Annotated in this window: 17 protein-coding genes and 1 tRNA gene; 1 reads left to right on the plus strand and 17 read right to left on the minus strand. The window is 45.0% G+C overall.

Annotated features, from left to right (window positions below; translation table 11 throughout):
- The 15 genes from MHI51_RS24735 to MHI51_RS24805 form a co-directional block, all read right to left on the minus strand.
- Positions 1-723, minus strand: coding sequence for a hypothetical protein (locus MHI51_RS24735; RefSeq protein WP_342410098.1), 723 nt, complete (start codon positions 721-723; stop codon positions 1-3).
- A gap of 23 nt (positions 724-746) precedes the next feature.
- Positions 747-2,579: a nucleoside-diphosphate sugar epimerase/dehydratase gene (locus tag MHI51_RS24740; protein ID WP_076277506.1), complete on the minus strand. Its 1,833-nt coding sequence runs from the start codon at positions 2,577-2,579 to the stop codon at positions 747-749.
- A gap of 41 nt (positions 2,580-2,620) precedes the next feature.
- A complete protein-coding gene (locus tag MHI51_RS24745) occupies positions 2,621-3,307 on the minus strand; it encodes a CpsD/CapB family tyrosine-protein kinase (protein WP_076277507.1) in 687 nt (228 codons plus the stop codon).
- Entirely contained in the window at positions 3,288-4,067 is a 780-nt protein-coding gene (locus MHI51_RS24750; RefSeq protein WP_076277508.1) for a YveK family protein, read from the minus strand. The genes MHI51_RS24745 and MHI51_RS24750 overlap by 20 nt, the downstream gene beginning before the upstream one ends.
- Before the next feature lie 119 nt (positions 4,068-4,186).
- Positions 4,187-6,163, minus strand: coding sequence for an S-layer homology domain-containing protein (locus tag MHI51_RS24755; protein WP_342410099.1), 1,977 nt, complete (start codon positions 6,161-6,163; stop codon positions 4,187-4,189).
- 135 nt (positions 6,164-6,298) lie between these two features.
- Positions 6,299-7,081: a CpsB/CapC family capsule biosynthesis tyrosine phosphatase gene (locus MHI51_RS24760; RefSeq protein WP_342410100.1), complete on the minus strand. Its 783-nt coding sequence runs from the start codon at positions 7,079-7,081 to the stop codon at positions 6,299-6,301.
- A gap of 102 nt (positions 7,082-7,183) precedes the next feature.
- Positions 7,184-7,852 (minus strand): ribosome biogenesis GTP-binding protein YihA/YsxC, encoded by a 669-nt coding sequence (gene yihA, locus MHI51_RS24765; protein WP_076277511.1) that lies wholly within the window; start codon positions 7,850-7,852, stop codon positions 7,184-7,186.
- Positions 7,853-7,864: 12 nt separating this feature from the next.
- Positions 7,865-10,228 (minus strand): endopeptidase La, encoded by a 2,364-nt coding sequence (lon, locus tag MHI51_RS24770; protein WP_076129428.1) that lies wholly within the window; start codon positions 10,226-10,228, stop codon positions 7,865-7,867.
- 234 nt (positions 10,229-10,462) lie between these two features.
- Positions 10,463-12,172 (minus strand): ATP-dependent protease LonB, encoded by a 1,710-nt coding sequence (lonB, locus tag MHI51_RS24775; protein WP_038573063.1) that lies wholly within the window; start codon positions 12,170-12,172, stop codon positions 10,463-10,465.
- 176 nt (positions 12,173-12,348) lie between these two features.
- A complete protein-coding gene (locus tag MHI51_RS24780) occupies positions 12,349-13,053 on the minus strand; it encodes a hypothetical protein (protein WP_405173322.1) in 705 nt (234 codons plus the stop codon).
- A gap of 201 nt (positions 13,054-13,254) precedes the next feature.
- Positions 13,255-14,382: a flavodoxin-dependent (E)-4-hydroxy-3-methylbut-2-enyl-diphosphate synthase gene (gene ispG, locus MHI51_RS24785; protein WP_036685055.1), complete on the minus strand. Its 1,128-nt coding sequence runs from the start codon at positions 14,380-14,382 to the stop codon at positions 13,255-13,257.
- 112 nt (positions 14,383-14,494) lie between these two features.
- Entirely contained in the window at positions 14,495-15,751 is a 1,257-nt protein-coding gene (gene clpX / locus MHI51_RS24790) for an ATP-dependent protease ATP-binding subunit ClpX (RefSeq protein ID WP_405173323.1), read from the minus strand.
- A gap of 12 nt (positions 15,752-15,763) precedes the next feature.
- The gene (clpP, locus tag MHI51_RS24795; RefSeq protein ID WP_076129430.1) at positions 15,764-16,354 is read right to left on the minus strand and encodes an ATP-dependent Clp endopeptidase proteolytic subunit ClpP; all 591 of its coding nucleotides are present in this window, start codon (positions 16,352-16,354) and stop codon (positions 15,764-15,766) included.
- A 385-nt stretch (positions 16,355-16,739) separates the two neighbouring features.
- A complete protein-coding gene (gene tig / locus MHI51_RS24800) occupies positions 16,740-18,074 on the minus strand; it encodes a trigger factor (protein ID WP_036685045.1) in 1,335 nt (444 codons plus the stop codon).
- A 98-nt stretch (positions 18,075-18,172) separates the two neighbouring features.
- Positions 18,173-19,018 (minus strand): hypothetical protein, encoded by an 846-nt coding sequence (locus MHI51_RS24805; protein ID WP_036685042.1) that lies wholly within the window; start codon positions 19,016-19,018, stop codon positions 18,173-18,175.
- Positions 19,019-19,297: 279 nt separating this feature from the next.
- Here MHI51_RS24805 and MHI51_RS24810 point away from each other — a divergent pair.
- A tRNA-Arg gene (locus MHI51_RS24810) sits at positions 19,298-19,371 on the plus strand.
- 808 nt (positions 19,372-20,179) lie between these two features.
- Here MHI51_RS24810 and pstA read toward each other — a convergent pair.
- Together pstA and pstC are read right to left on the minus strand one after the other, a co-directional pair.
- Positions 20,180-21,061: a phosphate ABC transporter permease PstA gene (gene pstA / locus MHI51_RS24815; protein ID WP_076277513.1), complete on the minus strand. Its 882-nt coding sequence runs from the start codon at positions 21,059-21,061 to the stop codon at positions 20,180-20,182.
- Positions 21,058-22,005 (minus strand): phosphate ABC transporter permease subunit PstC, encoded by a 948-nt coding sequence (pstC, locus tag MHI51_RS24820; RefSeq protein ID WP_076277514.1) that lies wholly within the window; start codon positions 22,003-22,005, stop codon positions 21,058-21,060. Before pstC ends, pstA begins: the two co-directional genes overlap by 4 nt.
- Between the last annotated feature and the right edge of the window lie 55 nt (positions 22,006-22,060).

The following is a 22,060-nucleotide window of genomic DNA, read 5'->3' on the forward strand; positions in this document are numbered from 1 at the left end:
TTATTCACTTCCCTTTTCTATCGCTTTTAATTGTTCTTCTTCGGCAATGATTTGGTCACGTGTTTTCCCTTGACTTACTCCATACTTCTTAGCAATCTGTGAAAGCTCATTGTACTGTTCTTCCGATACTTTATCGAGAATAATACTTCGCGCTTCCCGTTTCTCATCAAGGGTCAACCCGCCAGATGCCAATTCCTTGAGCCTCTTTATATCTGCTACACTTAGTTGTCCTAATACAATAGAGGCCACATCTGCTTTCTCTTTCACAGTGACATTATCTTGAATTTTCTTCGCCTTATCCGCAGAAATCTGAGCTGTATAGCCTTCGTCAGTACTGTTAGAAACTTCTTTGGAAGGTTCGATAGATGGTTGTATTGTTATAGTTGGAGTTGCTTGAGTTTTGTTGTTCCCCTTTTTTTGGCTAGCTATAGGAGGATTAGTTGCCCCAACTTCGGTAGATCCGTTTAGAGGCTCTACCACAGGCATTGGAGTCTCAACAGGTTCACTAAAAGTACTAACAGGAGTAGCTGTCGGTGTTGAGTCCACTACCTCTTCAACTCGAACATCGGTAACTGTATCTTCCGATTCTAAGTCTAATCCCTCCGCCATGGAGTTCATCAGCTTATCCACAGCATAATTAGCAGCGAATAATCCACCTACACCCAGTACAACAAGGACTGATAGTGTCCAAATTAATATCTTCTTCCATCTTTTATTGAACATTGGGTATCCCCCATTTGAATTAATTAGCTAATTGCAGCTTGAGCAACTGGTTGCATGGGTACAATCTGATCAATGACCTCTCGTATTACTTCCGCATCCTCCGCTAGCACACGTTCCAAACGTTTAAATTCCAGTTCCATCTGATTCTGACTGATCACATTAGGTCTGCCAATAAAGATCCGACCGTGATGTGTAGAATCTAGATTCTCTTCATCGGTGAGCAATTCTTCATATAACTTCTCACCTTCCCGAATGCCTGAGAACTGAATGTCAATGTCCGCATATGGCTCATATCCAGACAAAGTAATTAAATCCTCTGCCAGTGTCAGAATCTTTACAGGTTCTCCCATATCTAATATGAAGACTTCGCCACCTTTAGCAAAGGAACCCGATTGGATTACTAACTGTACAGCTTCTGGTATTGTCATAAAGTAACGTACCATCTCAGGATGGGTAACCGTGACCGGTCCACCAGCTTCAATTTGCTTCTTAAATGCTGGTATTACGCTTCCTCTACTACCAAGTACATTTCCAAAACGCACCGCTGAGAACTTAGTCTCACTCGTTGTATCCAAACTCTGAACATACATCTCAGCAATTCTTTTAGTCGCACCCATTACACTAGTTGGATTAACCGCTTTGTCTGAAGAGATCATTACAAATCTTTCAGCTCCGTATTTATCTGCACAATCCGCAACATTTTTTGTACCAAAAACATTATTTTTAATGGCTTCCGAAGGATTCCGCTCCATTAAGGGAACGTGTTTATGTGCTGCTGCGTGAAAGACAACATGCGGTCTATGGCTACGGAAAACGTCCATCATGCGATTACGGTCTTGCACATCTGCTATCACCGTAACTATATTTAAATCAGGGAATTTTTTACGCAGCTCCATTTCGATCGTGTAGATACTGTTCTCTCCGTGTCCAAGAAGCAATAACTTCTCCGGTGCGAAAGGTGAGATTTGACGACATAACTCCGAGCCGATAGATCCACCAGCTCCTGTAACTAATACAGTTCTATTATGCACATAACTAAGAATACCGTTTAGATCAGCTACGACAGGTTCACGCCCCAGTAAATCCTCCACACTGACATCCCGCAGCTTCTTTACAGATATTTTTCCAGCAATCAGATCATTTAGTGCTGGAATAATCTTAAGTTTAGCTCCTGTCTTCTTCGCAAGATTAATGATCTCAGAAATCTCAGTACGTGAAACGGAAGGCATCGCAATTATAATCTCATGGATTCCGCGTTCTTTCACGATAGCAGGAATTGCGTAACGGTTACCCAACACTGGAATACCCATTATTGTCATATGAAATTTGTTCATGCTGTCATCAATAAAGCCTACTAACTTGGTATGGGCAAAAGAGGGTCCCATCATTTCTCTGGCAATCAATATTCCACAATCCCCTGCCCCGACAATAAGCGTCTGGGTCTGCGTGTCCTTGTAATTGATCCGATCATTACGAAATACTCTCCACAAAAAGCGAACTCCGCCCACTAGGACAAGGGTCGCCTCCATGGCTTGCACCTCCACCCCAAGTGGTACACGTGCAGGTAGGATAAAGAAAGCCAGAGCGTAAGCAATCCCCCCACCTACTATGCTAGCTTTAAGAATGGAAATAATCTCGCCAATACTGGCATATTGCCACATTCTCCGGTACAAACCGAAATAAATCAGACTCCCCCCAAATGAAACCGTTGAAATCAATCCAAATTGCAACATTTGAATTACATACTCTTGGGGAAAGTTATCATAGAATCGGAACATATAAGATGTCACAATACTGAACCAAATGATCGCAAGATCAATGAAGAATAAAAGAACCACTCTAGATTTCGCTGTCATTTTCAGTGCCTCCAAAAATAACATTTTTAATTATGAATAAATCAATTTCCATAGTAGTAGTAATAGTACCCTTCACTAGCTTTACGTTTTACATTATTGAGAACAACGCCGAGCATTTTTGCACCTACACGATCTAGATTAGCTTTAGCTTTTACTGCGATATCGCGTTTCACCTTACCATAGCTGACAACCATAATAACGCCATCACTCTTCGAGGCCACAATTTGTGCATCCGTAACCGCTAATAATGGTGGAGTATCAATAAGAATGACATCATACCGCTGACGCAAGTCCTGTAAAAGAGTGCTCATCCGATTAGATGCCATCATTTCCGCCGGATTTGGCGGGATTGGTCCTGAGGTCATGATTGAAAGATTATTAACGCCGGACTCTTGGACAGTGTCCTCGAGAACTGCTTGTTGAGACAGTAGGGAGGATAAACCAAAACGGTTACTTAGTGTAAAAGTCTTATGTGCCGTCGGCTTCCGCAAATCGGCGTCAATCAACAACACTCTTTTATCTGCTTGTGCATATGCTGCCGCCAGGTTAGCAGATACCGTAGATTTACCTTCTTCCGGTCCGGATGAAGTGACCATAATCACTTGAATAGTCTGATCTATGGAAGAAAAATCAATATTCGTGCGCAATGCGCGAAACGCTTCAGAGACAGGAGAGCGTGGGTTCGTAACGGTGATCAGATGGCGTTGTTTATTTGGAAGCTGTGACATGTTCGAGGTCCCCCGCCTTTCTGGATGATTGTTTCTGTGTTTGTGCGGCACCTTGTTTGCTTTCGTCTTGCCCCAATCTTGTAATCATAGCTATGGTAGGCAATCCAAGATACTTTTCAATATCAGCTTCTGTCTTTAGGGTGTCATCCATATATTCCAGTAGGAAGGCAATCCCTAATCCAATCATTAAAGAAACGATAAAAGCAATAGCCATGTTCAGTAAAACATTCGGTTCTACCGGCCCTGGCTCAACAGTTGGATTCACTTTAGCTTCATTCAGAATCGATACATTTTCCACATTAAATAGACTTGGAATTTCTTCCTTGAACACAAGTGAAATGGCATTCACGATTTCAGCAGCCCGCTGATAAGAATTATCTCGAACGACAAGTGTCATCACCTGCGTATTATTTACGGAACTCACATTAACCTTTTTCAATAGCTCTTCCGCAGTAATATTGAATTGCGGATAATCCTTTGTAACAATATCAAGGATGGCCGGAGTCTTAATAATTTCCTTATACGTATTAATTAATTGAATATTGGTATTAATCTGGTTTAAGTCAAGCTGCCCCGCCGCTGACTGCGTCGGTGTTTGGTTAACGATAATTTTCGTAGATGCCTCATATACTGGGTTTTTAATATACAGACTATATACACCAGCAATACCACACACCAATACAACTATGCTGAAAATCAGCCATAGTCTCTTCCTGACGATCTGAAAATAATCGCGAAGATCCAATTCTTGTGATGACAAGTGAAATTACCCCCAAGCTATTTCTGAAATATTTCGATGCCTGTTCAAATCTTCCCTATTTGCAAAAAAAGCGCCTCCTCTCACCTACATGAGAGGAGGCTGTCTACTATAAGTTTTATTTACTTGAAGTTAATAGTACGGTAGATAATTACTGCTGCTTCAGCGCGGGTAGCTGTATCGTTCGGGTTGAACTTGCCAGCATTTCCGATAACCAGGTTGTGGCTTGCTGCAAACGCTACGCCATCTCTTAGGGATGCGCTGATCTTAGCAGCATCGGAGAATTTGCTGATTGCAGTAGAATCAGTCTTTGCATCAGGATTGATAGATTTCAACGCACGGGAGATCATTGTTGCCATTTCTGCACGTGTAATAGTTGCGTTAGGATCAAATTTGGCCGCACTGCGTCCAGTAATAATCCCTTTTTCTGCTGCAACTGCTACATATGGTGCATACCAAGCAGTTGAACTTACATCGCTAAAGCTTTGTACTGCAGAGTTGTTTTCCAGGTTAAGCGCACGAATCAGCATTTTAGAGAACTCAGCACGAGTTACATTGCTCTTCGGTGCAAATTTACCTGCTCCTACTCCTTCAATCGCGCCTTTAGCAGCTACGACTTGAATTTGTCTGCCAGCCCATGCTTGTACAGCAGCAATATCATTAAAGGAGACTTTATTCTCAAGTACTGCGTAAGAAGAGAATGTATCACGTGGTTCTACGATGAAATCTCCATCAAGAACTCCACCTTGGAACTGCAGGTTGCCGTATACAAGTTTACCAACGGAAAGCAATTCTTTATCAAGACCATCAGTATTCTTAAGTGGCAATTTAATAGTTATTGGTTGTTTGAATGTGCTTTGTGCTACACCGTTTACACTTAGTGCGAATTCATACACATCCGAAGCCAATTTCAGCTTGGTAACGGAAGTTACAACTTCTGGTTTAGCAGTAGTTACTGTCAATGAAATCGCTGTGCTGAATTGGCTTACAGGAATCGTTACAGTTACACCGTTGAAAGTAATTGCGATATTTGCAATACCTCTAGCTTTCGCAGCTTCAATAATAGCTTGGGAAAGTGGAACTTCAACTGTAGTAGCGTTTACTGTTCCCAGATTCAGGGTCAAAGTAAGACCAGTTTTACCAGGGTTCGCTGCAACCAGCTTATCAAATTCTTTAATTACATCAGCATCAACCAATTTCACAGTTGCTTTACCATCAACAATACTTACAAGTTTGGATACATCATAGATTCCTGGAGTTTGAACAGGAGCTACAGGCGTTGTAACACTTCCACTTCCATTTCCGCTTCCACTGTTACCATTACCGTTACCATCGCTAAATCCATAGGCTTTAACGTAAGCAACAGCAAGTGATTTTGCCGCAGGTTTCGCGGATTTAATCGTATTGTTCAGGTTTTTCAGTGTTTGCTTCACATCATTAGCACTAACTCCAAGCTTGTCCAACGCTTGGCTTACTGTAAGTGCTCCTGTTCCTGTTGTGTGGCTCAATACTTTTGCAATAGCTTCATCCAACAAAGTATCGTAACCAGATTCAGAAGTAAGAATTGCCAACAAATCTGCCGATGACTTGCTGCCTACCAGTGTACGAAGTTCTGTTTCAATACTGCTCAAGAATTCAGCAACACTATCAACAGTAAGTCCAGACACACCCGCTTTAGTTGCAATTTTGCTAACCAAAGCAATGTTTTTGTCATCGTTACGGATAACTTGGATTCCAGAGAAGTCATTGCCATAGACGTCGTAGACTACACTAGTAACGCTTTGGAACAATTTAAGAGATGTTGTCTTTTCTTCTGGCTCCAAAGCAAGCTTATCCAGAATTGGAGCAAAAATCTTTTCGAAAGTCGCCTCATCCAGCGCTGCAACCTCAGTCTTCAAATTGTAGAGATAAACTGCATCTGTTGCGGACAATTGTTTGTAAACAGCAAGAACTTTTTCCTTAACTGCGGTACTGCTACTAACTGTAGCCGCAGATGCTGTACCTACCGCACCAAGGCTACCCAGCGGAAGACCCGCTACGGATGCTGCTACCATACTTGCTGCTAATGTTGATACTACTAGTTTCTTTTTCAAAGTCACTAAATATCCACCTCTTCTTATGTAATAAAATATTGTACTACCATAGACCTAGAACCATTCGCCCAAATGCTACACTATTGCGTTTAGCATTAAATCACCCAATAAAACCCATTCTACCACTATTAGGTAGATTAGTCAGCCCTTTCGGAAAAAAAATCCAAACAATTTTTGTCGGTTTCTCCTTGTTTGTACGTGTTTTCCATGAATAACCTCGCCATTGGTCATAATTTGCTGAGCATTGCCGCAAACATAGTCGCGCAGCTCAGGGCCTAGTTCTTTCTCCATAACCACATAAGCAGTGTTTAATCCAAATGGACGATGAACACTGTCATGTGCATCAGAGGCCAATACATGTACTGCATTTCTACGGCATAGCTCCAGTGACAGCTTCTGAAGCTTATTCCCGAAAACGCCTGCAAGACTCTGTGCGGTTACCTGCCCTAGTGATCCTAGCTCTATCAATCTCTCTAGTTTAGAAGGATCAGCAGCTATTTCAGCATTGCGTTCCGGATGGGCGATGACCGGAACGAAACCTTGAATGATCAGCTCGTGGCAGATTTCTTCCATGTTACGTGGTACTCGTGAAGAAGGCATTTCCAGTAAAATATACCGCGAATCTGCAAGACTCAGCAATTCCCCCCGCTCCAGATCATTCAGCAGATCACCGTAGATACGGATCTCTTGACCTGGAAGAACAAGCAGTGGATTACCAGCCTGACGAAGTCTTTCGTTCATCAGCTCCACAGCTTCTCTAATCTTGGGGGCGTTATTCATATATTGACCGTTGGCGTGATGTGGCGTGGCGATGACTGAAGTAATCCCTTCTCTGTGGGCGTCTTGCGCCATGGCAAGAGCGGCTTCCCAATCAGAGGCTCCGTCATCCAAAAAGGGTAAGATGTGGCAATGAATATCTATCATATGTTATCTATCGGTCCTTTTCCATAGAAATTTTAGTTTTAAACAAAAAAATACAACCATTCGTACTAGGAATGGTTGCTTGATTGTAAATGAGTTCTTATCTTACGCTTCGGTTGAATCCTCTTGCTGAGATTCATTTGCTATCATTTCAGCATCCTCTGAATCCGGAGATTCATTCTCAGAAGGGCGAATATACCCATCGATTAAGCCCCAAAGCTCGTCTTTGCCGAGACCAATTTCCGAGGAAAATGGAATAAAATTATCCCCTGGCAGCACGCCCAGCTCCTGCTTCATGGTCTTGATATGCTTTTGCCAGCGCGTCTTCGGAATTTTATCCGCTTTGGTCGCTACAACACACATTGGAAGATCGTAATGCTTCAACCAGTCGAACATCATCTTATCATTGCTGGTAGGTGAATGCCGCAGGTCCACAATAAGCAGAACAAGCTTCAACGTATCGCGCTCAGAGAGGTATTTCTCAACCATTTTACCCCATACCGCGCGTTGCGTCTTGGAAACCTTGGCATACCCGTAACCTGGAAAGTCAACAAAATACATGCTGTCTTCATTGATACGGTAATAGTTCATGTGTTGTGTCTTACCAGGCGTGGAGCTTGTCCGAGCCAGATTCTTACGGTTAATCATTCGGTTAATGAGGGAAGACTTCCCCACATTGGAACGCCCTGCCAGAGCAACCTCTGGCAAGGAATCATCAGGGTACTGATCAGGGCCAACGGCACTGATAATAAATTCGGCAATATTAACTTTCATAGGACTTCCTTTCTAATGCACACTACTCGGTGGCTCACTGCTAATTTCATTATGATGCTCAACTAACGCATGATGCAAGACCTGATCCATATTAGATACTGGTACGAACTCAACATCATTACGTACGCTCTCAGGAATATCTTTCAAATCCCGTTCATTGTCTTTGGGAAGAAGGATCTTTTTATATCCAGCTCGGTGAGCCGCAAGGGATTTCTCTTTCAATCCACCAATTGGCAGTACACGTCCCCGCAAGGTGATTTCACCTGTCATCGCCACATCCTTCGAAACATAACGTTTCGTGAGCGCGGAGATCAATGCGGTTGCAATCGTAATCCCTGCAGACGGACCATCCTTCGGAATTGCACCTTCCGGAATATGGATATGAATATCAATCTTCTCATAAAAATCGGGCTGGAGGCCCAGCTCCTCCGCCTTCGAACGAGTATAGCTGAATGCGGCCTGTGCCGACTCTTTCATTACGTCGCCAAGCTGTCCGGTAAGGGTTAGTTTACCTGTTCCCTGCACAACCGTAACTTCGATCAGCAATGTATCACCGCCAACCTCAGTCCAAGCCAGCCCAGTGACCGTACCGATCTGATCTTCAAGCTCGGCCATACCGTAACGATATTTGGAAGCCCCAAGATAATCCTTGATGTCGTCAGGAAGAATGACCACTTTCTCTTTTTCCTCAGACACGATTTGTTTCGCAGCTTTGCGGCATAATGCTGCAATCTGCTGTTCCAAATTACGAACACCGGATTCACGGGTATATTCGCGGACAATGCGTAATAAACTATCGTCTTCGATAATCAGTTGATCTTCTGCAAGACCGTGGTTTTTCTTCTGCTTAGGCAATAGATAACGGCTGCCGATTTGCAGTTTCTCCAGTTCCGTATATCCCGGAATGAACAACATTTCCATTCGATCCAGCAAAGGACGCGGAATATTATGCACTACGTTGGCTGTTGTTACAAACATTACGTTCGACAAGTCGAACGGCAGCTCTACAAAATGATCACTAAACGTGTTGTTTTGTTCTGGATCCAACACCTCAAGCAGCGCTGAAGATGGATCTCCACGGAAATCCGCAGCCATCTTATCGATTTCATCCAATAGGATAACCGGATTAATCGTACCCGCCGTCTTCATGCCTTGGATAATCCGGCCCGGCATCGCACCTACATAAGTCCGTCGATGACCTCGAATCTCCGCCTCATCACGTACACCGCCTAGCGAGATACGGACGAACTTGCGGTTGAGCGAGCGGGCGATGGAACGAGCCAGTGAGGTTTTTCCCACCCCTGGAGGACCTACAAGACATAAAATCGGACCCTTAAGCTTCTTAACCAACTGCTGAACGGCCAAATATTCCAATACCCGTTCCTTCGGTTTTTCCAAACCGTAGTGATCCTCATCAAGTACCTGCTCGGCCTTTTTGATGTCAAGATCATCCTCTGTCTGTTCACTCCAAGGGAGACTGAGCAGCCAATCTACATAGTTGCGAATAACGCCGCCTTCCGCAGAGCTGACTGGCATTTTTTCCAGACGGTCGATTTCTTTCTCCATCTTTTCTTTCACGCGTTCCGGAACATTTTTCTCTTCCATTAGCGTCCGCAGCTCTTCCGCTTCTCCTACCCGGCCTTCCTTCTCACCGAGTTCTTTCTGGATCGCTTTCATTTGCTCACGCAAATAATATTCCTTCTGCGTCTTTTCCATCTGCTTTTTGACACGTTGATTGATCTTACGTTCAAGCTCCAGCACTTCACGCTCATTATTAAGAATATCAAGAAGCTTCTCCAGCCGTTTACTGACATCAATTGTCTCGAGAATTTCTTGCTTATCCTTAATTTTTAGCGATAAATGACTCGTAATGACATCCGCAAGTCGACCAGGCTCTTCTATATCGGATACAGCAGCGAGGGTCTCTGGGGTCACTTTTTTGGATAACGTAATATAGTGTTCGAACTGATTGAGTACTGTACGCATCAGCGCGTCACATTCTTGATCGCTATCTTCATCTTCCGGCAGCTCACGCGCCATAACCTCATAGTACTCATCATTATCGATATAATTAATAATTTCGGCCCGTTCTACACCTTCAACCAGTACACGTATCGTACCGTTTGGAAGCTTCAGCATTTGCCGCACATTGGCAACAGTACCGACCCGAAAAATATCGTCCTGACCTGGCTCTTCAATATTCACTTCCGACTGGGAACAAAGAAGAATCAAATTATCTTCAACCATAGCTTTCTCTAACGCCCGAACTGACTTCTCACGGCCCACATCCAAGTGAAGAACCATGCTTGGGTACACAAGAAGCCCTCTTAGCGGCAATAAAGGAAAACGACGACCTTTTGTTTTATTTGTCATCATCGCTTTCGCACCTCCCATGGCTCTCAATTAATCTCATATGCATTCATTCTAACAAAAGCAGCCCCAAAACACCAACAGAGTCCTTAGATTTCAAGAAGAACCGACTTGCTTTTCCTTAAATAGAGACAACCTTTCTTGTAGCATTTAAAAAGGAAGCAGCAGAATTGCCTGCAGCCTCCTTTATTTTACAGCGACAAATCTCACCTTATTCTTCGAATTAGGGATCAATTTAGTTTAACCCTTTGCAGATTCACCAGCCGCATCGGCCTTCAGGAGTGAAGGTGCAGCGGAGAACAGCTCTCCAGCAACTGCAGGCAACCTTACATCTGCTGTATCGGCACCAAACAGATGACGGAACACCTCTTCTACTGTTTCCATTGGAATAACGCGTAATGGCGCGAGGTCAGCGAAGAGAGACTGCCAGTTTTCTTTTGGAATAAGCACTGTAGTGGCACCAGCTTGAAAAGCAGCTTCTACTTTGGCAATTACACCGCCCACTGGCTTAACTCGACCATGGATGCCTATCTCACCTGTGATCGCTACCGTGTTATCCACGGGAAGTCCACGAATAGCGGAGACAATTGCTACTGCCATCGCAACTCCAGCAGAAGGTCCGTCAATCGGTGTACCCCCTGGGAAATTCACATGTAGATCATAACGATCGGGCTCCAGATTCATCGTACGTAGTACAGTCAATACATTCTCAACCGAACCCTTTGCCATACTTTTTCGCCGAATCGTGCGGGAGCCTCCACCGATCTCTTCTTCATCCACCACACCGGTTACGTTCAGTCTGCCTTGGCCGTTCACAGCAGGCGCTGCGGAAACTTCGATTTCGAGCAGAGTCCCCATCCCCGGCCCATACACGGCAAGACCATTGACTAATCCAATCTGCGGTGCCGAAGGAATCTTGCGTTCCGTACGCAGCGGAAGCTGGCTACTACCTGCTACCCATTCTACATCAGCAGCATTTAGTGTATCTCTCTGCTCTGTTAAGGCTAACCCAGCAGCCAGTTGAATCATATTAACTGCTTCCCGGCCGTTGGTTGCATACTGTTGCACCACAGTGACTGCTTCCGGACTTGGTTTAAGCCCAATTTTCTGTATCGCGTCACGCGCGATGACGGCAATCTCATCCGGCAGCAGCGGGCGGAAATAAATCTCCATGCAGCGCGAACGCAGCGCAGGTGAAATCTCATCCGGAGAGCGCGTAGTAGCGCCAACTAGCCGGAAATCAGCAGGCAATCCATTTTGAAAAATATCATGAATATAAGCCGGAGTATTATTATCCTCCGAATTATAATAAGCGCTCTCTAGCAGGACCTTCCGGTCTTCAAGCACTTTAAGCAGCTTATTCATCTGAATAGGGTGAAGCTCTCCTATCTCATCCAGAAAAAGAATCCCGCCATGCGCCTTAGTGACCGCGCCCGGTTTCGGCTGTGGCACACCCGCCACACCCATGGCCCCTGCACCTTGATAAATAGGATCATGCACAGAGCCGATCAACGGGTCAGCAATACCACGCTCATCAAAACGAGCGGTAGTGGCGTCAATCTCTGTGAATTTGGCATCACTTTTAAAAGGAGAAAGCACATTCTTTTTCGCCTCTTCCATGACAACACGCGCTGCCGCAGTCTTGCCCACTCCCGGCGGACCATAAATAATCACATGCTGCGGATTAGCGCTGCAAAGTGCGGCTTTCAGGGCGCGCAGCCCATCTTTTTGCCCGACAATATCTCCAATAGAAGCCGGACGTGTTTTCTCCGACAATGGTTTAGTTAATGTAATCATCCGCATTTTCCGTAACTTGTCCAGTTCCTTGCGCGACTCTCGTTCTACCGCTGTCTTATTTGTCTTCTGACCCCGCAGCAGATTCCAAAAGTATACGCCGATAACCAGCGCGAAAAAGAGCTGCACGATCATCACAACTATACTTAATTCCATAGGTCATCCTCCTGTTTCGTTCAGTCTACCTTTCCACCCTTGGCTACTATTAGGTAGTATAGCCGTTTCGGTAATTAGTAAACGCGAATTTAAGGATTTGTTGAATTGTTGCAGTAGGATAAACTCCGGTAATTAACTATAAGGGCATTAATGAGTGTGGGGAGTACGAATGTAGCTTAGGTAAATTTTAAAAAGGAGATTGTTGAGGAGGTTGGAGAGGAAGGAATAAGGAGGAGTGAGGAGTTATACTCAACATTTTTGACGCCGATTCCCCTCTTCACAAGAGTAAGCCAGCCTTTTTCACAGAGATTCTTTAGCATCATGCGTACTGCTTTGGGATCTAGCGTGAAATAATCAGCGACTTCTTTAGGGCGTATCACCCCAGCTTGACGCATCACTAAACGCATGATTTCCTTCTCAGCGATTAGCAGTCTGCCACGCGGTGCATCTACAATTTGGTAGCAGCTTAGCGCCAAACGCAGCAGTGTAACACATAACTCAGGGCGCTGTTCAACATCATCATAGGCAAATGAAAATACTTGATAACCCATTCCGTACAGAAAAGTTTCACGATTTAGCTCATTACAAGACTTCAGCCTATCCATGTCTCTTACATGAGCTACATACCCTTTGATCTCAAACAAAAGCTTGATCGGCCCCGGCAAAAAAGCAAAATCAGCAAAATAAGCTCGTCTTTGTAAATCCAGCACCTCATACTCCGGATGAAGATCATTGAATTCACCACAAAGCGGCCACCAGACATTCTGCAAAAATAATTTCTCGGCGTGGCCATGACCTCTCTCCAGCCTCCCCCGACGTTCGCCCGTTCTGCTTGCAAGATGATGCGAAATAAATTTTTCATGGGCTTGTTCATAGTTCATGTTTACTCATCCCTTCCTCCAAAATGGAAATAAACGCAAAAAAAACGCCCCATGAGCCCCGGATATACCGGAACTGCACAGGACGTTCTTCGCCACTTAGATCACTACTTACCTAACGTCGCCCAAAATTACTATACGATGCTAAGAAGTGTTTATAATATTATGAGATTGAAAATTCTTATAAATACCATTCAGACCAAGTTACTTCGACTGCACCGGAGGTGCAAGGTTAGCGTGGGCGCGGCCCGGGATTTCGCCCGTTGCCTCGTAAGCCACCACAATCGCATCAATTTCCTTCTTCAGCTCGTTTACGAGTTCAGCTTCAGGCACTTTACGGATCATTTGTCCGTAGCGGAAAAGCAAACCTTCCCCACGAGCGCCAGCAATACCGATATCTGCTTCACGTGCTTCACCAGGACCGTTAACAGCACAGCCAAGGACGGAAACTTTAATAGGCACCTTAAGCTTCGAAATGTATTCTTCCACCTCATTAGCGATGGAGAAAAGATCGATATCCAGCCGTCCGCAAGTCGGACAAGAGATCAGCGTCGCCGCGTTAGAGATCAGACCAAACGTCTTCAGCAGCTCACGCGCCACCTTAACCTCTTCAACCGGATCGGCACTAAGCGAGATACGCAGTGTGCTGCCGATGCCCATAGAGAGCAATGCACCAATACCTGCGGAACTCTTCACTGTACCAGCAAATAATGTGCCAGATTCTGTAATGCCCAAGTGCAGCGGATAAGGGATGACTTCCGCAGCCTGACGGTAAGCTTCGATGGCCATTGGCACATCGGATGCTTTTAGAGAAACGATAATGTCGTGGAAATCCAGTTCCTCCAGAATCCCAATATGGTATAACGCACTTTCTACCATAGCTTCTGGGGTTGGGTATCCGTATTTCTCCAAAAGGTGATTCTCCAAAGAACCGGCGTTTACACCAATCCGAATCGGAATTCCTTTTTCTTTACATGCTTTAACTACCGCTTCTACCTTTTCGCGACGACCAATGTTCCCCGGATTAATCCGTACCTTATCGATGCCGTTCTCAATAGCCATCAACGCTAGCTTATAGTTGAAATGAATATCCGCTACGAGTGGGATATGAATCTGTTTCTTGATCTCCTTGATTGCGGCAGCCGCCTCTTCATTGTTGACAGTTACGCGTACTAGCTGGCAGCCTGCTTCCTCAAGCCGCAATATTTCAGCTACAGTAGCCTCCACATCAGCGGTTTTGGTTGTACACATGCTTTGAATCGCAACCTCGTTGTTTCCCCCAATAATGAGCCCGCCAACATTGACAGGACGGGTTTGGTGTCTCAAGAACATGATTTTTCTCCCCCATAACGCCAAAGCTCCACCCCTTCGCTCCCGCTAATGTGAAGCGGGATAAGCGGAAGAAAGGTGGAGACTGTGACATGTATTGTTAAGGAAAAGCGGCTTACGCGCTTTCCTCTTTCTTCTTGTCTTTCTTAAGGTTGAGCTCAGGCAAAGCTTTCTCCTGAACGACCTGTTCCGTGATCACACAATCCTTAATATCATCGCGTGAAGGAACTTCATACATCACATCGAGCATGATGCTCTCAATAATCGCGCGCAGTCCACGGGCTCCCGTATTACGTTTGATCGCTTCCTTGGCAATTGCTTCGAGTGCCAATGGTTCGAACTTCAACGCTACGTTGTCCATTTCCAGCAGCTTGATATATTGTTTAGTGAGTGCATTTTTAGGCTCGGAAAGGATACGTACAAGCGTATTCTCATCAAGCGGCTCCAAAGTCGAGATGACTGGCAGACGGCCTACAAATTCAGGAATAAGACCGAATTTGAGCAAATCTTCAGGCAATACCATCGACAAATATTCGCCAGACTTAAGATCCTTTTGTCCTTCAACTGCTGCGTTGAAGCCAATGATTTTTTTACCGATACGGCGTTTAATCATTTGCTCCAGACCGTCAAAGGCACCGCCAACGATGAACAGGATGTTCGTCGTATCGATCTGAATAAACTCCTGATGAGGATGCTTACGTCCGCCCTGCGGAGGCACAGAAGCAACAGTTCCTTCCAGAATCTTCAGAAGCGCTTGCTGTACACCTTCGCCGGAAACGTCACGAGTAATGGACGGATTCTCGGATTTACGTGCTACTTTATCAATTTCATCAATATAGATAATGCCGCGTTCGGCTTTCTCCACATCGTAATCTGCAGCTTGAATGAGTTTGAGCAGAATGTTCTCAACATCCTCGCCGACATAACCAGCTTCCGTTAAGGAAGTAGCGTCTGCAATAGCAAAAGGAACGTTGATAATCTTCGCCATCGTTTGTGCTAACAAGGTTTTACCAGAACCTGTTGGACCGAGCAAAAGGATATTACTCTTCGTCAGCTCAACATCTTCGATCTTGCTTTGGCTGTTCACACGCTTGTAGTGGTTATAAACCGCTACAGAAAGAGATTTCTTCGCTTGCTCTTGACCGATTACATATTGATCCAAAATATCGCGAATTTCCTTTGGTTTTGGAATGTCCTTCAGATCAAGCTCTTCCTCATGACCGAGCTCTTCTTCCACAATTTCCGTGCAAAGCTCGATACATTCGTCACATATATAAACGCCCGGTCCTGCTACAAGCTTACGAACCTGCTCTTGTGATTTACCGCAAAAAGAACATTTCAATTGCCCTTTTTCATCATTAAATTTAAACATCTAACCACCCCTTTAAGATTTCATCGGTGAAGAAAGAACCTGGTCAATAAGCCCATATTCCTTGGCTTCTTCCGCGCTCATGAAGTTATCGCGGTCTGTGTCCCGTTCGATTTTTTCAAGGGGCTGACCTGTGCGATCTACATAAATTTGATTCAGCTTCTGTCTCGTCTTGAGGATCCAGTCAGTGTGAATCCAAATATCAGACGCTTGACCTTGAACACCGCCGAGCGGTTGATGAATCATAACTTCGCTGTTGGTCAGCGCATATCTTTTGCCCGGCGCCCCAGCTGTTAGAAGGAGCGATCCCATGCTTGCTGCCATCCCTACACAAATGGTTGAAACATCCGGTTTGATATATTGCATCGTATCGTATATACCCATGCCGGCTGTTACTGAACCACCGGGTGAGTTGAGGTACAAGTGAATGTCCTTCTCGGGATCATCTGCTGCCAAAAACAGCAATTGAGCAATAACCAGATTGGCGACATCATCGTCAATCGCACTGCTTAAGAAAATGATGCGATCCTTGAGCAATCTGGAATAGATATCGTACGAACGTTCTCCACGACTTGTTGATTCCACAACCATTGGTACCAGACTCATGCCACCAACCTCTTTTCTCTGTACAGATTAGTCTTATCGTTTCAGAAATATTTTAACACGTTCACGGCGCGATGTCATTTTTTCACCACAGTGAACAGTCCGCTGCTTGTGAATTGTGACGTTACCGCCCCTATTACCTTATTGCCATACGTTCATACGGATACCTATGTAGTCACATATATTTGCGGCCGAGGATAAAAATAAGGCACGTAACGAAACTTACGTGCCTTATCATATCTGTATGGAGGCCGTGTAACTGGCCGTTCTAGGTAGTGTCAAGCTAAAACGCCTTTGGCGTCCTTTTAAGGACGGTAAGCGTTTATGCGAGAATTATAAGAATAAAGTATAAAGTGAAACTTATACCTTCTTATAATTTTAAAATATCCTACTCAGCTTTAGTGTCTTCAGCAGCTGGTGCTTCTTCTACTGCTTCAACTTCTACACTATTGCTAACAAGGAAATCAATGGTTTTACGCAACGAAAGCTCTTCGCTCAAGCTGCCCAGTGAACCGTTAGCTGCCAAGATACTGCGGATTTCTTCTGGAGTACGTTTGTAAGCTTCAGCCATAGTAGCCAACTCTTCGTTAACTTCTTCTTCGGAAACTTCAATGTTCTCTTGTTTTGCGATAACTTCCAATACCAGGTTGTTGCGAACGCGTTTTTCAGCATCGCCTTTCATTTGGTTCTGCAAGTCTTCACGAGTTTGGCCGGAGAAGCTAAGGAACATATCCATGTTCATACCTTGTTGACGAAGACGAGTGTCGAAGTCACGAACCATATTCTCAACTTCACTGTTGATCATAGCTTCAGGGATTTCAACTTCAGCGTTAGCTGCTGCTTTATCAACAACTGCATTCTCACGAAGGCCTTTCAGTTCTTCCTCTTTACGGGATTCGAGCTGAGCCTTCAAATCTGCTTTGTACTCATCCAAAGTTTCGAATTCACTTACATCTTTAGCGAATTCATCATCCAATGCAGGAAGTTGTTTGCGTTTGATTTCGTGCAGCTTCACTTTGAATACTGCTTTTTTACCCGCAAGGTTCTCTGCATGGTATTCATCAGGGAAAGTAACTTCAACATCTTTGAAATCTCCAGTAGCCATTCCTACCACTTGCTCTTCGAATCCTGGAATGAAGGAGTTGCTGCCAAGCTCAAGAGAGTGACGTTCAGCTTTTCCGCCTTCAAACGGTACATCATCAACATATCCGTCAAAATCGATTACAGCGATGTCGCCGTTAGCTGCTGCTTCTTCTTCAACTACTACAAGCTCAGCATGACGTTCTTGCAGACGAGCAAGTTCAGCACTCAACTCTTCTTCAGTCACTTCAGCTTTTTGTACTGGAACTTCCAGACCTTTGTAATCGCCGAGCTTCACTTCAGGTTTAACTGTGATCTTCGCTTTGAAGATAAAGGATTGGCCTTTAGCAAATTGCTCAATATCAACTTCAGGACGGTCTACAGGGAAGATGTCAGTTTGTTCAACTGCTTCACCGTAAGCTTCAGGAAGAAGAATGTCGATTGCATCTTGGTACAAGCTTTCTACACCAAAACGGGATTCAAAGATCGGCCGAGGTACTTTACCTTTACGGAAGCCTGGTACGTTAGCTTTTTTAACGACTTTGTTAAAAGCTTTATCAAGTGCTGCTGTTACGCGTTCTGCGTCTACTTCTACTTCAAGAACTCCAAGGTTCTTCTCTATTTTTTCCCATGTTGCTTTCATATTATACTTTTCCCTCCAAAATATAGGTTCACAAGTTTACTTCAAATAATGATACAATCCACGCACAGAATAACCATTATATTATATACAACATTACTTTATTTATCAAGTAGAGAAGTCTTTACAAAACCCTTGAGAGCACGATAAGCTCCCTCAAATTGAAAGCGCATGCCGTCTGTGATGCCATACATTCCACGTGTCTCTTCCTCTTGTCGGGAGCCGTTTAAACTCTCAGAAACAAATTGGTGCAACGCTCCTGCCCAAATATCCAGCAAAACGTCTTCGCCTTCCAGCAATTTCCGATATTCATCCGACCCATAAATCGACATGATGAACTGGCCCCAGAGCTCTTGTGCAAAATAATACAGCGTAGGCTCATGCACCTCAGCCTGCCCGGCTACCCGCTCCAGCACATGACTCACCTGCGGAGGAAAATCCTCCGTCTGCAGTGGCACGCTCTCGATCTCTACAAGTACCTTTTCATGTCCGCGAATCAGCTTCACTGTTCCCTGCATCCCACGCCGCTTAAGCGTCTGCAAGGTCCGAAATTGCAGCAGTGGATGAACATTATCCCCCTGTAGCCAAGTGGTCAGCTCCTCGTCAACGCCGCCACCTTCCAGATAGGATAGCTGCTCTAGTGCAAGTATTGTCGCCTCAGACAGAGGCTCGTTCATCACCCGCTGCAGCAGCTTTTTGGGATACCCCGTATCCTCGTTCATTTTAGATTTGGCCAAAAAGCGGGCCATATCCTCTTCCCTTAAATCTTCGTCTTCGGGGTGAACAGCTCCCTCCGCATCTCCATTCTGGGACGCGTAAGGAAATGCCGTTTCGAGCCATTCCAGCAGGGACCGCCATTCCTCGTAATTTCGCTCTTCCTGTCCTTGACACTGCAGCAAAAAACGAAGCAGCTCCATCGCTTCCCCGTAGCGTTCACTTTCCAGCATCACCGTCAGCTGGATTTGATAATAGTCCAGTGTCTTGGGGAAAAGGACGATATTCTCTTTGGTGGCGGGGGAATCCGAATGTTTAATGAGGGCACCTCCTTATGTCTACTTATGTGAATGGAATCCTAACCATTATAAAAGTTATTAATACCTTAAGCTTCTTCCGAAACTTAATAATTGTAGATTATAGCATACCCCGTACTCTTTTTAAAAAACAGCTTGAAAAAAAACACCCCATATGATATGATAACTCCTGCTTGCTTTTCTGCCAGCAACCATGTCCCGGTAGCTCAGCTGGATAGAGCATGCGCCTTCTAAGCGCACGGTCGGGGGTTCGAATCCCTTCCGGGACGTCATATAGAAACAGCCTTCCTTCGGGAAGGCTGTTTCTGTGTTCAGGGGAGGGGTTGGGTGGAGCTCAGGGTTATGTGAAGCTTAGCAATCGTTGATCAGTTTTTATGAGTCAGTTCCACATCATCCCTCGCCGCATTAGAACATTACGGCTAATTTTCCGGAGAAACGCCGCTACATGCTATCTAATTGCATTTTCTGCAACTAAAAGTACCCTTTTACCTCCAAAACTCGCTTTAATTGCATTTCATACACTTATATTCTCAGATTTACGCCTAGAATGGCCTTTTCACCATTTTTAACTGCACAAAGTACAATTAAACCCAAACAAACCTATCCCCATCAAAAATAAGTGTATAAAGTGCAATTAAAAACCACTCTTATCACCATTACTCACTCATCACTCATCACTCACCACTCACCACTCACCACTCACCACTCACCACTCACCACTCACCACTCACCACTCATCACTCACCACTCACCACTCATCACTCACCACTCACCACTCATCACTCACCACTCACCACTCACCACTCACCACTCATCACTCTCTACTCATTACTCATCGCTCACTACTCATCGACTATTACTCTTCACATTCCCATTTCTGATTTTTAAATATGGGAATTTTTTCAGTTTTCTATAAGCTAAGCGTGGCCAATCTAATTACTCAAAAGACACGCGCATTAGCAATTTTATCGAAGGATGAGAGTACCTTTGCTTATTTAATCGGGAATAAAAAAACTGTTCACGGCGATTTCTCGCCGAGAGACAGTTTTTTATGCATGTCTTCCTATATTAGCGGAATCAGCGCCCTTTGCGGCGATTTCCGAGCCAGAGCGGAAAACGGAAGGCAAAGTTAATAAACAGAACTACAAATACGAGTACTGCCGCTGATTTGTCAGCGATTTGCCGCGCATCTTCTACAATTGCTTCGGATTGTACATACCATAGATGCACTGCCAGGGTTTCTCCCGGCGAGAACAGATTAAAGTCCCACATTTCGCCCGAGGTACTGAGGCCAGCGGTAAGGATAATAACCGCAGACTCCCCGAAGGCGCGTCCAGCAACGAGACAAATCCCAGTAACAATGGCTGACATTGCAACGGGTAGAACTACTGTGCGGATCACATGGAATTTAGTCATGCCCAGTGCATATCCAGCTTCACGCATCTCCCTAGGAACAGCACGAACCGCTTCCTCCGTCACACGTGCAAGCATAGGCAGATTCAAAAGCGCCAAGCTTACCCCACCGCCAAGAATCGTCAGGCCGATTCCAAAATATTCAGCAAATATCGCAAGTCCAAGCATACCAAATACAATTGAAGGAACCGAAGAGAGAGCTTCTACACATATACGCAGGCCGCCTGTAAAAGCATTATCCGGAGCATACTCCGCCATATAAATCCCCGCACCTAAACCGATAGGGACGGAAATAAGCAGCGAGATGAACAAAATATAAAAAGAGTTGAAAAGTACAGGACCGATCCCGCCACCTACGTCAATCTCTTCAGGCTGTTTAATCAGGAAGTCAGGCCGCAGTGCTGGCAGACCTTTACTAAGAATCGTGAAGAGCAGCCAGAAGATTAGCAGCATAACTAAAGCCCCAAGCGTATAAAACCCTATAGTCGCCATCTTATTGCTTCTCTGAGCACGCGCTGTATGCTTTGTACTTGCGAATCCGTTCACGCTGCATCCCTCCTTTTTCTACCCAGCACGCGGATGATCAGAATCAGTACAAAGGAAATCACCAGCAGAAGAAAGGCCATCATATGTAGGGCATAATTCCAGGTTGACTCAAACTCTACATTCGAGATTTGCATAACGATGTTACTAGTCAAGACCGAGGCAGGTGTAAATAAGGTTTTTGCCAACTGTGGTGTGTTTCCGATAACCATAACTACAGCCATTGTCTCCCCCACAGCACGAGTCATCCCGAGAATGACCGCGGAGATAATTCCTCTGCTAGCCGCAGGCAAAACAACACGCATAATAACTTGCAGACGGGTAGATCCAAGAGCGTACGCAGCATCCCGATATTTGCGAGGAACAGCGACAATTGCATCATCACTGATTCGGCAAATTGTTGGCAGGACCATTAATGCGAGCACGAGGGCCGCAGCCAGTAATCCATCGCCCAAGCTCTCCCCACTAACTCTACGAAGAAATGGAAGTAATACCGTTAAGCCTAAATAACCATATACTATAGAAGGAATACCAACGAGCAAATCGAGCACCGGGCGAATGAAGGTCTTCATCCACTTCGGAGCAATCTCCGCACAGAGCACGGCCATACCCACAGAAATAGGTACTGCGATCAGCAGGGTCAAAGCCGTCAGTGAAAGTGTATTTACAATGAAGGCAGCAGCCCCAAAGGAGTCCTCTTCAGGCGTCCAGTTAAAAGAAAAGAAAAAGTCCGCAGGCGAGAGATGACCAAACAGAAGCAGCGCCGTTTTGCCGATAAATAGAGTTACAAGTCCAAGCACGAAGCAAAGTGCAAGAATGCTGAATAAGAAATAAAAGCGGAATAATCGGTTGCTAAACATATGTCTACTGTGACGTTTGGAGTTGGCGCTAACTTCTGTAACGCCCTCCTTAACCTTAGTTGCCAGGTTGTGGACTGGTGCCCCCATACTTTCCCTCCTGTAAGCGGCCAACCCCGTATCAAAATCGGGGCTGGCCGCTGTT

Origin of the sequence: Paenibacillus sp. FSL H8-0260 (assembly GCF_045040625.1) — a bacterium.
GTDB lineage: Bacteria > Bacillota > Bacilli > Paenibacillales > Paenibacillaceae > Paenibacillus_AQ > Paenibacillus_AQ odorifer.

Coding starts and splice junctions, on each gene's coding strand:
- clpX (WP_405173323.1), bottom strand. CDS start 15,751: ATGTTTAAATTTAATGATGAAAAAGGGCAATTGAAATGTTCTTTTTGC.
- lonB (WP_038573063.1), bottom strand. CDS start 12,172: ATGGAATTAAGTATAGTTGTGATGATCGTGCAGCTCTTTTTCGCGCTG.
- pstC (WP_076277514.1), bottom strand. CDS start 22,005: ATGGGGGCACCAGTCCACAACCTGGCAACTAAGGTTAAGGAGGGCGTT.
- MHI51_RS24735 (WP_342410098.1), bottom strand. CDS start 723: ATGTTCAATAAAAGATGGAAGAAGATATTAATTTGGACACTATCAGTC.
- tig (WP_036685045.1), bottom strand. CDS start 18,074: ATGAAAGCAACATGGGAAAAAATAGAGAAGAACCTTGGAGTTCTTGAA.
- lon (WP_076129428.1), bottom strand. CDS start 10,228: ATGATGACAAATAAAACAAAAGGTCGTCGTTTTCCTTTATTGCCGCTA.
- MHI51_RS24805 (WP_036685042.1), bottom strand. CDS start 19,018: ATGCTGGAAAGTGAACGCTACGGGGAAGCGATGGAGCTGCTTCGTTTT.
- clpP (WP_076129430.1), bottom strand. CDS start 16,354: ATGAGTCTGGTACCAATGGTTGTGGAATCAACAAGTCGTGGAGAACGT.
- MHI51_RS24745 (WP_076277507.1), bottom strand. CDS start 3,307: ATGTCACAGCTTCCAAATAAACAACGCCATCTGATCACCGTTACGAAC.
- MHI51_RS24780 (WP_405173322.1), bottom strand. CDS start 13,053: ATGAACTATGAACAAGCCCATGAAAAATTTATTTCGCATCATCTTGCA.
- ispG (WP_036685055.1), bottom strand. CDS start 14,382: ATGTTCTTGAGACACCAAACCCGTCCTGTCAATGTTGGCGGGCTCATT.
- MHI51_RS24760 (WP_342410100.1), bottom strand. CDS start 7,081: ATGATAGATATTCATTGCCACATCTTACCCTTTTTGGATGACGGAGCC.
- yihA (WP_076277511.1), bottom strand. CDS start 7,852: ATGAAAGTTAATATTGCCGAATTTATTATCAGTGCCGTTGGCCCTGAT.
- MHI51_RS24740 (WP_076277506.1), bottom strand. CDS start 2,579: ATGACAGCGAAATCTAGAGTGGTTCTTTTATTCTTCATTGATCTTGCG.